Source organism: Roseburia sp. 1XD42-69 (genome assembly GCF_003612565.1).
Taxonomy (GTDB): Bacteria; Bacillota; Clostridia; order Lachnospirales; family Lachnospiraceae; genus Roseburia_B.
The window spans coordinates 1-9874 of sequence record NZ_RAZG01000089.1 but is presented as its reverse complement, the minus strand read 5'-3'; the positions used below and the strand labels follow the sequence as shown (position 1 = coordinate 9874).

Below are 9874 nucleotides of genomic sequence, written 5' to 3'. Positions count from 1 at the left end.
GGAGGATGAGGAATTAAAAAAATCAGCATGAACTTTCAACTTTTTGTGTCCAAAGTATTGACATAGGTCCAGTTCTTCTTTTCAGCTGTCATGGGAAAGCCCATGCTGTCCTACATCAATTTTGGAATAACAGCATTGCCGCTCAGTATTTTTTTGTCCTTTACATCGGGACCGACAGGAGAAGAACTGGGCTGGCGCGGCTTTATGCGAGAGGAATTTAATAAAAAGTATGATTTTCTTAAATCCTCTGTCTGTCAGGGATTGGTGTGGTGTTTTTGGCATACCCTGTTGTGGGTAGTGGATTCAGAGTTTACCGACTGGCGGGCAGTCCCCTATGTCATTTCCAATATTGTCGTCATTACCTGCATGACTGTTTTGATGAACATTTTTTTGGAACGGCATAATAATCTGATTTATTCGGTATTGCTGCACTTTGGATTTAATATCATTTATGTGTTTTTGGAGGCGGATATAGGGTTCTTTATAATCCTGACAATCCTTTATCTGTTGATTACACCATTCGCTGTACTTGCAAGGAACAGATTAGCTAAGATACATAAAAAACGAAAAATTTAATGTTCAGGTAATGTTCAGATTGCATTCAGGTAATATTCGGGGTGTAGAATCGTATTATGCACACAGCCGCATAAGGAAGTATGCCGCTTCGCGGCTGCGGCTGGCGCAATACTCACGGCAGATTTCATCTGTCGTGAGTATAAATATGGCTGTTTGAACATGGATATGGAAAGGAAGCGGGAGTATGGCAAATATCCTGATTGCAGATGATGACAAAGATATTATCAGAATGCTGCGGTTTTATCTTGAAAAAGAAGGATTTCAGATTTACGAAGCCTATGATGGGAATATGGCATTTATGGTCTTACAGAATTATGGGATTGATGTTGCCCTTGTTGATATTATGATGCCGCATATGGATGGTTTTGACCTGATTCAGAAAGTGCGCCGGACAATGGATGTCCCCATACTTGTTATTTCGGCAAAGGTTGATTTGTCTGACCGGATACGGGGTTTAGACCTTGGGGCGGATGATTATATCCTGAAACCGTTTGAACCGCTGGAAGTTGTTGCAAAAGTGAAAGCAAGGCTGCGCCGCCTGAACGCAGGACAGAACTGCAAAACTGACGGAATGGTTTCATCAGGCGGTTTATGTTTAAACACCGGAGAGTGCTGTCTGATTAAGAACGGTGCAGAAATTCCCCTCAGCAAGACGGAATACCTGATACTGAAAATGTTTATGGAAAGTCCCGGCAGGGTGTTTACGAAAGAACAGATTTACAGCGCAGGGTGGAATGATGATTATGCGGTGGATGACAATGCGATACGGGTTATGATAAGCAAGCTGCGTGAAAAGACCGGAGCCGGATATATTGAAACAATCCGGGGATTGGGATACAGGCTGGTAAGAGAGGAGAGAAAATGAAGCAGTTAAAACGATCCATTATCCTCTGCTTCGTGGGCACAACCATTTCCCTTACGATTGCGGAACTGGTTCTGGCGCTTCTTCTGCGGGAGGTTTTTACATCATATTACGGTATTTCCGGAGCGGTTGCTGTCGCAACGGGGACACTGGTTGTAAATATTATTATGTGTGCAGCCCTGATTATGGTGCTGCCTGCGGCGTGGCTGTTTTCAAGGCTGATTACGAAAAAGATGAATGCCGAGATACAGCGCCAGACAGACGAGCGCAATATGCTTTACGCCAATATCGCCCATGACCTGAAAACGCCCATGACTTCCATACTGGGGTATGCAAAAGCGCTGGGAGATAAAAAAGTGGAGCTTGAACAGTCGGAGATTGTGATTGACCGGATTTACCAGAAGGCAAAGCAGACGGACGAACTTCTGAATATGCTCTTTGAATACACGAAGCTGCAGACAGAGGGCTATCCGCTGAACAAAACGGAAACGGACATCTGCTCGATTGTGCGCAGGGCAGCCGCGGGGCAGTATGAAGCCTTTGAGGAAAAGAATATCCGGCTGGAGATTGATATTCCTGATGAGAAAATCCCTGTTTCCTGTGATATGCTGCAGATGACAAGGGCTGTCGGCAATCTTGTTATCAATGCGTATAAACACAATGATGAGGGAAATCGGGTGGGCATTATGGTAAGAAAAGATGCGGGCAGGATATTCATTATTGTGGCGGATACCGGCAGGGATATCCGGAAAGAGGAATCCGAGATTATTTTTGAACCGTTCGTTTCCAGCGACACTTCAAGAAATGCCGCCTGTGGAAGCGGGCTTGGTCTTGCCATTGCAAAAAAGATTGTAGAAAAACATGGCGGTACATTAACGGTAGAACATAAAGAAGCAGGCTATGTAAAAGAGTTTGTGATTTCCATTCCGGTGTGAGAGAGTTTATAATAACAACAAAGAAAGGGAAAAAGGAATGAGCAGTTTAGAGAAAATTCAAAAAGGAATGAGGGTGTTTCAGATACTCTCTAAAATTGTTTTGGTATTTGCAGTAGTGGGAGTGGTTTTAACATCAATAGCAGCTGTCCTCGCGGCGGCAGATGTATTAAACATGGAAAACCAGTTTCTTCATTTCCTGTCGGTTTCGGCTGAAATGAGCAAGGGACAGCTTGTAGGCATTTTGTCAGCGGCGGATATTTCTCTTTTGCTTGGCGGCATAATAACATTATTTGTATATCGCTATTTTACAGCGGAACTGAAAGAAGGGACGCCGTTTACAAGTGCAGGCGCAGACCGGGTAAAGCAGCTTGGAATTATCACGATTGTATTATCTGTCATATCTGTGAGTGTTACAGACTTTATTTACGAGAGGATTCACTTGTCGTCATGGAATATGTTTGATGATAGCGGCAGCGTTACGCCTGGGATCTGCTTACTTCTGCTTGTTGTGGTTATACGTTATGGTGCGGAACTGGAGCAGAAAACGAAAGGTGGCAAAATGTGAAGGCTTCTATGGAAAAAGGCGAATGGATATTCTGTCCTGTCTGCAAAATAAGATAAAGGAAATAAATGATATGAATGGTAACCGAAATCAGATTAGAATATACTTGATATTTGTATTGGGTATCTGCTGGGCGCTTGGCATAGCGGCGTTTTGCTTGCAGGGAAACAGCCAAAATACTATATATCAGATTTTACAAAAGGGATTTACGGCATTTCCCGTTATAGCTGCCGTTCTAACAAGACGCATGACGAGGGACAAATCAGAATGGCGCATTTCTTTCCGTGTATGGAAGAACAAGAAGCTCTGGGCTTTCTGCGCTTTTGTACCCGGTATTTTAATTGTAATGGGGACGGCACTATATTTTGTGCTGTTTCCCGAACAATACAGCGGCGTTTTCAATCTGGGAAGTCTGATAGGTACAGAACAGGTGATACATATCGCTAACCCGCTGCAATTTTGTGTAATATGCGTACTTGTTGCGGCGGTATGCATTCCGATTCAAGTGCTGGAGCTTGGGGAAGAAATCGGTTGGAGAGAATATTTGCTCCCGAAACAAATTGCGGAGTATGGAGTGAGAAAAGGAACATTGATGAATGGTCTTTATTGGGGAATCGCCCACTTGCCACTCATTTTCCTCGGCTTTAATTACAGCTTAGAAAATGCGGGTGCGCCGTGGAGCAATATGCTCATGATGATGCTTGTGTGCATGACAATGGGAAGTATTTGTTCCTATGTTATGGTATACAGCAACAATGTCATGTATCCTGCGATTATTCATGGAGTAGTCAACGTTATAGGAGAAATACCCGTTTTCATTTCCGTTTCGGGGAAGAATGGGCTATTAGGACCCAATCCGACAGGGCTAATCAGTATGTCGGGACTGATACTATGTGCAATTATCATGCTGATAAAATTGCCGACAGCAAAAATGGTAAAGGGAATGTAAGGATGGAAAAGATAATTTCTGAATGGATACGCTGCCCTGTCTGCGGAAATAAGACAAGGTTGCAGATACGGGCTGATACTGAATTAAAAAACTTTCCCCTCTACTGCCCGAAGTGCAGACAGGAAAGTTTGATTAACGCAAAGGATTTACAGGTAACAGTGATTAAAGAGATTGAAATGAAAACGCAGAGCTGATTAACGCAGCGATAAATCGGGATCTATAGTTATTTTTGGGACTATAAGTAAACAATGGGTTGGCAAAACGGAAGGAAGAAATAAGATGAAATGTTTTCGTGGACAAAGCAGCTCTAAAAAAAGCGGAAAAGGGAAAAGAATTATGGTTGTTATACTGGTTGTTTTAGCTGTTTCAATAATCATTGTCCTTGCAGGGGCTTGGAACATATTCGGCGAAAAGCTCAAGGCGGCAAAAAGCGTCCGCAGACTGGAGGACGGGCTATATTATATGGAGTACAATGGAGATTATGGATTCGATGCGTTTCTTGAACAGGGAGGTGCTGCGTCCGATGATGATATGGCTGTATATATCACTAAATTTTTGTCAAATGGATTTTTTCAAACGGGAAATAATCCCGTAGATAAAGATTTTGGATGCAGTTCTTTATGTGCAGGTACAGTCTCTGGCTCTCAGCTAATGGGGCGAAATTTTGATTGGAAAAAGTGTAATGCGATTATAGTACATACAATACCCGATAATGGCTATGAATCTATTTCAACCTGCAACATTGACTTTCTGGGCTTTGGAGAAAATTGGAAGCCGGAGGGAGTTGCCAATCAGTATATGGCATTAGCGGCAATTTATGTCCCATTGGACGGCATGAATGAAAAAGGTCTATGCGTAGCCGATTTAATCAATGGTGATGAGGAGGAAACGCATCAGAAAAGTGGGAAAACTGATTTGACTATTGTATCTGCAATCAGACTTCTTCTTGATAAAGCATCAACTGTTGATGAAGCTGTTGCGTTGCTATGTGAATACGATATGAATTCTTCTATTGGTACAGCACATCACCTTGCCGTTTCCGATGCAGACGGAAATTCTGTTGTTATTGAGTACGTCAATAATGAAATGGTTGTTACACAAACATCGGTTGTTACAAACCATTATCTGTCTGCCGGGGAAAAGTATGGGATTGGCAATGAAGAATCCCATAAGCGGTATGATACTTTGCTTACTATATGGCAGAGCAATAAGGGAATCATGGATAACAGAACATTGCAGGAAGTCATGGAAACGGTTTCTTATCCCGACATAACACAGTGGAGCATCGTTTATGACAAAACAGATCGGACGTTGGATTTTTACTGGCAGAAACAGTATGACGTACCATATCATTTTGAACTCGACGCATCTTACAAAGAAAAAGGGGAATAAGGATTTAAACAGAGAAGACTCTATGGAAAAAGTAGATGGGTACTCTGCCCTGTCTGCGGAAATAAGACAAGGTTACAGATATGGGCTGATACTGAATTAAAAAACTTTCCCTTCTACTGTCCGAAGTGTAGACAGGAAAATTTGATTGATGCAAAGGATTTAGAGGTAACAGTGATTAAAAGAATTGAAACGAGAACGCAGAGCTGATTTACTCAGCGACAAATCGGGATTTGGAGGACGAAAGAATGCTGTCGAAATTAGAAGTGAGCATAGAATATATTGAGCAAAAAACAATATACGGATTGTGGCAAAAGTCAAATGATAGAACTATTTCTAAGGATATAAATGCTCTCTCTAAACAGTATTATGACGTGGTTTCCATGCCAGAGGGAAAGGTGTTACCCTATTTTGTCCTGTCCAGAAATTACAATGAGCAAACTCATGATTTTGAATTGTTTATTGGCAGCGTGATTGACAAAAGTGATTTAGAAAGCTACGTCCTTTTAGCCAGTGAGTACGCCAAAATCACAGTGAAGCCTAAATTGGGCTTTTTGTGGGGTGCTTCTATTGGAGAAGCAAAAAAATATTTCTATACAAAATGGCTACCAACAAGTTCTTTTGAAGCAGTAAATTTGGAATATGAGTATCACACAGAAAGAAGCATAGTAAAGCAACCGACGATTGATATTATTTTTGCAATTAAAAGGACGCTATAAATCTCAAGTTTGAAAAGGAACATATTATGGCGGTTAATGTGGCAGAAATCTTTGAATTGTTGTTCGATAAAAATAACAAGGTTGCATACAAGGCATTACTGGAATTGCAAAAGGAAAGCGAAGAAACTAATTGTATTTATCCTTATATGGATAGATTAAGCAGTATGCTTGACAATGATAATTCCTATATTCGCACAAGGGGGCTTACACTGATTGCCTATAACGCAAAATGGGATACAAATTATAAGATTGATGAAATCATTGATAAATATTTACAACACATAACAGATGTTAAACCTATTGTAGCAAGGCAATGTATTAAGCTGTTGCCGATTATTGCAAATCATAAACCAGAATTGAGGAATGATATTCTTTCTGCACTTCATAAGGCAAATATATGTATTTACGATGATAGTATGCATCCATTAGTTTGTAAGGATATTCAAAAAGCACTAAAAAAAATACAAGGATTATAAAAGCACAACTTCCCGTTTGCCGGAGTACTAAATAAAGAGAAAAATCGGAGGAAGTAGATAATATGCTGATAGTAGAATTAGTCATTTTGTGTATTCTGTTTTGGGGAATATGCTACTTAAACACAGGGAGCGATGATAAAAATATCAAAAGTTATGCTTCTTATCCCGATGAAGTGCAAGAAATGGTAAAGAAAAATCCTGCGTTAAAATTCAAAATTAAGACAGTTTCGCTTTTTGTGTCGTTTGTATCAAATATTGTTGTTTTTGGCACTGTCCTCTTTATCTTCGGTTTGTTTGTGAAAGAGGACGGATTTCAGGCTAATTTTATAAATCTGCTGTTTTTAGGACAATGCCTTAACGCCTTTGATTTTCTTGTCATTGATATGTTGTGGTGGAGAAATTCTAAAAGGGTACGCTTTACAGACACAAAAGACAGAGAGGAATTGTATTCCAACCCGAAGAAACACTTTGCTTCGTTTTTTGAAAGGGATTACCGCCTTTTTGATTATAGCAGTCATTGACGGAACAATATTAACATTATTTTAACATCATCAAAGAGCCAGACGCATAGTTGATTAACTGGGAGATAAAATGAGATTTAGGTAGGAGAGAAAAAAGATATGAAAACAAATTTAATTATTGTGGAAGGACTTCCGGGTAGTGGGAAAAGTACAACAGCGGCGATGATTGCTGATGAACTGAATAAAAAGGGGAAAAAGGTTATTTGCGTTGATGAAGGTGTCGGGGAACACCCGGCTGATTATGCCGATTATAATTTTCCCGATTTTGAAACAGAGCGGATAAAGATACTTGAAAAGTGGCGTTCATTTACGGAGAAATACGACAAAGATGCGGTATATGTTTTTAACTGTATCTTTTTGCAGAATCCGATGTGTGAAACAATGATGAGATTCAGCATGGATGAAACAGCCTCTCAAAACTATATTTCGGAAATAGCAGAAATCATCAAGCCGCTGAAACCCGTCATCATATATATAGACCAGCCGGATGTCAAAAAGGCGATTGACCGTGTAATTGATGAACGTGGGAATGACTGGCTGAATGCCGTTACCCATTATCATACCACACAGGGCTTTGGAAAAGAAAAGAACCTTTCCGGTTATGAGGGGTATATTCAATGTCTGGAAGAAAGGAAAATCAGGGAATTAAAGATTTTGCGGGCGCTTGACATTGATTATTATACAGTGAGTCAGGATATGCAGGCTACAGAATTTTCAGAATTATTTGCCTCTGTAGGCTGGAGCTGCCCTACGCAGGAGCAGATGAACTTTGCCATCAGGAACGGCACAAAATCCTTTATTGTACGCCATAAAGACAGGGCAGTGGCAACAATAAACTGGCTTGGCGATTATGGTATGCACTGGTTTATGAAGGAATTTATTGTAAGCAGGGAATTTCAAGGACAGATGATAGGAACTTTTCTCTATCGCTTTTCGGAGAATTTTATTAAAAGCACTTTGAAGGAAAACTGGAAGGTCTGCATAGACCTGAGAGCTTCCAAAGGGCAGGAGGGTTTTTACCGTAGTCTTGGCTTTCAAATAGTGTCTGAAAAGGAAATGGGCAGTGGAATGGAAAAGATGCTAGGGGAGGAATGATAGATGGAGTTAATTATGCAGCCTACTTTTTCAACGTGTGGACAGGCGTGTATTGCCATGATTGCAGGGAAAAATGTTGAAGAAGTAATAAAGGATATGAAAACAGATGGAGCTACGAGCATCGGTCAACTGATAGAGATACTTGATGTTTACGGCATCAGACACGCTGAAAGAAATAAACGGATTTCCAAGAAAAATCCTGTTCCCTACAGGTATTCGATTCTGACGGTTCATACAGATGCGGGATATACGCATTGGACGCTGCTTTATGATAATAAGTATTATAATCCTGAGTTTGGTCTGATTGAGGGCGAGTATACACATGGGAAAATCACGTCATTTTTAGAGATATATGCGGATTCATAAGCTGTTTTGCAGATATAACCGGATAGTATCAGATTGGAGGGAAAATATGTATTTTAAATTATTATGGGGCGAATTTGCCACACTCCCGGAGGTAGTGGCGATTGCGCTCGGCGGTTCAAGAGCTGGTGCGGACTATGATGAAAAATCAGATTACGATTTATACATTTACTGTACCAGTATACCAGATGAAAGTGTGCGGGGGCAGATTCTTGAAAAACACTGCAAATATATGGAGATTGGAAACTCTTTTTGGGAACTGGAAGATGACTGTACGCTGAAAGATGGGACAGACATTGATATCTTATATAGAAATATCAGGGATTTCTCACAGACAATTCAATCAGTTGTTGAAGAACATACAGCATACAATGGTTATACAACCTGTATGTGGCACAATTTTTTACACAGCCGGATTCTTTATGATAAAAACGGGGAACTGGAAAGCCTGCAAAACAAGTACCAGATTCCATATCCGGACGAATTGAGAAACAATATTATCCGTAAAAATCTGCACCTGCTGACCGGAAACCTGCCCTCATATGACACGCAGATTAAAAAGGCTTTCGCCCGCAAGGATATGGTGAGTGTAAACCACAGGACGGCGGCTTTTCTGGAATCGTACTTTGACATTATCTTTGCGATGAACAGGCTGACGCACCCTGGGGAAAAAAGGATGGTGCAGTATGCGAAAGAACATGCGGAAGTTCTTCCGGCGGATTTTGAAGAAAATCTGGACAGATTATTTCAGAATATGTTTACTGATTCGGACAGGGCATTACAGGCGCTTCGGGAGATGATCAACGAACTGGGGAAAGTCATAAAATGCAGTGGCATTAATAGTTTATAAGGAGAGGGGTTAAGAGATATGAACAGAATAATTAAAAATATGGAGAATAAGTATTTAGATACATCAGCGCAGTTTGTGGAAGATGTTTTTACAGACTCAGAGGGAAAAGAGCCAGCGAGCATTGTAAAACAGCTTGTCCTTGAAATACGGAGCAAGCGGTTTTATCTGCCGGAACTGGAACTGATTATGGTTGATGAACTGGATTGTATTTTAGGTTATGCCATGTTTTCGAGGTTTCATTTGGAAGGAAAATATGAAAACGAGCTGCTCCTGCTTTCTCCTGTTGCAGTAAAGACAGAATTTCAAAGACAGCACATATCCAAAGATATTATTGAATACGGCTTTGAAAAGGCTGCCCAGGCGGCTATTAACGAAAAGAGGAATTAGACAACAGTATATTTACTTCTGTACCTTAACGGTGTCAAGGGAGGATGTGAGGGCATTTATGGCTGAACGTCCAGAGTACACAAAGGCTAACAGATTTAAAGATATTGTGGTAAAAGTCTTGGACCTATGTCAATACTTTGGACACAAAAAGTTGAAAGTTCATGCTGATTTTTTTAATTCCTCATCCTCC

The 9874-nt window shown here is 40.6% G+C and carries 14 protein-coding genes and 1 pseudogene; all 15 read left to right on the top strand.

Annotation, left to right across the window (positions count from 1 at the left end; all coding sequences use genetic code 11):
- Window positions 1-90 precede the first annotated feature (90 nt).
- The 15 genes and pseudogenes from D7Y06_RS22005 (at window position 91) to D7Y06_RS21935 (ending at window position 9684) form a co-directional block, all read left to right on the top strand.
- Complete coding sequence (locus D7Y06_RS22005; RefSeq protein WP_330566570.1) at window positions 91-576, top strand: CPBP family intramembrane glutamic endopeptidase; 486 nt, start codon at window positions 91-93, stop codon at window positions 574-576.
- A gap of 184 nt (window positions 577-760) precedes the next feature.
- A complete protein-coding gene (locus D7Y06_RS22000; RefSeq protein WP_120409729.1) occupies window positions 761-1441 on the top strand; it encodes a response regulator transcription factor in 681 nt (226 codons plus the stop codon).
- On the top strand, window positions 1438-2373 hold the full coding sequence (locus tag D7Y06_RS21995) for a sensor histidine kinase (RefSeq protein ID WP_120409728.1): 936 nt from the start codon (window positions 1438-1440) through the stop codon (window positions 2371-2373). The genes D7Y06_RS22000 and D7Y06_RS21995 overlap by 4 nt, the downstream gene beginning before the upstream one ends.
- Window positions 2374-2410: 37 nt before the next feature.
- Window positions 2411-2938 (top strand): hypothetical protein, encoded by a 528-nt coding sequence (locus tag D7Y06_RS21990; protein WP_120409727.1) that lies wholly within the window; start codon window positions 2411-2413, stop codon window positions 2936-2938.
- 70 nt (window positions 2939-3008) lie between these two features.
- Window positions 3009-3884, top strand: coding sequence for a CPBP family intramembrane glutamic endopeptidase (locus D7Y06_RS21985; RefSeq protein ID WP_120409732.1), 876 nt, complete (start codon window positions 3009-3011; stop codon window positions 3882-3884).
- A gap of 2 nt (window positions 3885-3886) precedes the next feature.
- Entirely contained in the window at window positions 3887-4078 is a 192-nt protein-coding gene (locus D7Y06_RS21980) for a cysteine-rich KTR domain-containing protein (RefSeq protein ID WP_120409726.1), read from the top strand.
- An 85-nt stretch (window positions 4079-4163) separates the two neighbouring features.
- The gene (locus D7Y06_RS21975) at window positions 4164-5276 is read left to right on the top strand and encodes a linear amide C-N hydrolase (RefSeq protein ID WP_120409725.1); all 1113 of its coding nucleotides are present in this window, start codon (window positions 4164-4166) and stop codon (window positions 5274-5276) included.
- Between the two features lie 27 nt (window positions 5277-5303).
- Window positions 5304-5483: pseudogene (locus tag D7Y06_RS21970) on the top strand (cysteine-rich KTR domain-containing protein); the annotation flags it as partial.
- 38 nt (window positions 5484-5521) lie between these two features.
- Window positions 5522-5992 (top strand): AraC family transcriptional regulator, encoded by a 471-nt coding sequence (locus tag D7Y06_RS21965; RefSeq protein ID WP_243119447.1) that lies wholly within the window; start codon window positions 5522-5524, stop codon window positions 5990-5992.
- 26 nt (window positions 5993-6018) lie between these two features.
- Window positions 6019-6468 (top strand): SufBD protein, encoded by a 450-nt coding sequence (locus D7Y06_RS21960; protein ID WP_120409724.1) that lies wholly within the window; start codon window positions 6019-6021, stop codon window positions 6466-6468.
- Window positions 6469-6530: 62 nt separating this feature from the next.
- Window positions 6531-6989 (top strand): ABC transporter permease, encoded by a 459-nt coding sequence (locus D7Y06_RS21955; RefSeq protein ID WP_243119446.1) that lies wholly within the window; start codon window positions 6531-6533, stop codon window positions 6987-6989.
- Window positions 6990-7088: 99 nt separating this feature from the next.
- The gene (locus tag D7Y06_RS21950; RefSeq protein WP_120409723.1) at window positions 7089-8084 is read left to right on the top strand and encodes a GNAT family N-acetyltransferase; all 996 of its coding nucleotides are present in this window, start codon (window positions 7089-7091) and stop codon (window positions 8082-8084) included.
- A 3-nt stretch (window positions 8085-8087) separates the two neighbouring features.
- Window positions 8088-8450 carry a hypothetical protein gene (locus tag D7Y06_RS21945; protein WP_120409722.1) on the top strand — a complete coding sequence of 121 codons (363 nt, stop codon included), beginning with the start codon at window positions 8088-8090 and terminating at the stop codon, window positions 8448-8450.
- A gap of 46 nt (window positions 8451-8496) precedes the next feature.
- Window positions 8497-9297, top strand: coding sequence for a DUF4037 domain-containing protein (locus D7Y06_RS21940; protein WP_120409721.1), 801 nt, complete (start codon window positions 8497-8499; stop codon window positions 9295-9297).
- A gap of 18 nt (window positions 9298-9315) precedes the next feature.
- The gene (locus tag D7Y06_RS21935; protein WP_120409720.1) at window positions 9316-9684 is read left to right on the top strand and encodes a hypothetical protein; all 369 of its coding nucleotides are present in this window, start codon (window positions 9316-9318) and stop codon (window positions 9682-9684) included.
- Window positions 9685-9874 lie beyond the last annotated feature (190 nt).

Bases quoted from the DNA above. Each gene is read 5' to 3' on its own strand.
- D7Y06_RS22005 (WP_330566570.1), top strand. From the start codon at position 91: ATGGGAAAGCCCATGCTGTCCTACATCAATTTTGGAATAACAGCATTG.
- D7Y06_RS22000 (WP_120409729.1), top strand. From the start codon at position 761: ATGGCAAATATCCTGATTGCAGATGATGACAAAGATATTATCAGAATG.
- D7Y06_RS21995 (WP_120409728.1), top strand. From the start codon at position 1,438: ATGAAGCAGTTAAAACGATCCATTATCCTCTGCTTCGTGGGCACAACC.
- D7Y06_RS21990 (WP_120409727.1), top strand. From the start codon at position 2,411: ATGAGCAGTTTAGAGAAAATTCAAAAAGGAATGAGGGTGTTTCAGATA.
- D7Y06_RS21985 (WP_120409732.1), top strand. From the start codon at position 3,009: ATGAATGGTAACCGAAATCAGATTAGAATATACTTGATATTTGTATTG.
- D7Y06_RS21980 (WP_120409726.1), top strand. From the start codon at position 3,887: ATGGAAAAGATAATTTCTGAATGGATACGCTGCCCTGTCTGCGGAAAT.
- D7Y06_RS21975 (WP_120409725.1), top strand. From the start codon at position 4,164: ATGAAATGTTTTCGTGGACAAAGCAGCTCTAAAAAAAGCGGAAAAGGG.
- D7Y06_RS21965 (WP_243119447.1), top strand. From the start codon at position 5,522: ATGCTGTCGAAATTAGAAGTGAGCATAGAATATATTGAGCAAAAAACA.
- D7Y06_RS21960 (WP_120409724.1), top strand. From the start codon at position 6,019: ATGGCGGTTAATGTGGCAGAAATCTTTGAATTGTTGTTCGATAAAAAT.
- D7Y06_RS21955 (WP_243119446.1), top strand. From the start codon at position 6,531: ATGCTGATAGTAGAATTAGTCATTTTGTGTATTCTGTTTTGGGGAATA.
- D7Y06_RS21950 (WP_120409723.1), top strand. From the start codon at position 7,089: ATGAAAACAAATTTAATTATTGTGGAAGGACTTCCGGGTAGTGGGAAA.
- D7Y06_RS21945 (WP_120409722.1), top strand. From the start codon at position 8,088: ATGGAGTTAATTATGCAGCCTACTTTTTCAACGTGTGGACAGGCGTGT.
- D7Y06_RS21940 (WP_120409721.1), top strand. From the start codon at position 8,497: ATGTATTTTAAATTATTATGGGGCGAATTTGCCACACTCCCGGAGGTA.
- D7Y06_RS21935 (WP_120409720.1), top strand. From the start codon at position 9,316: ATGAACAGAATAATTAAAAATATGGAGAATAAGTATTTAGATACATCA.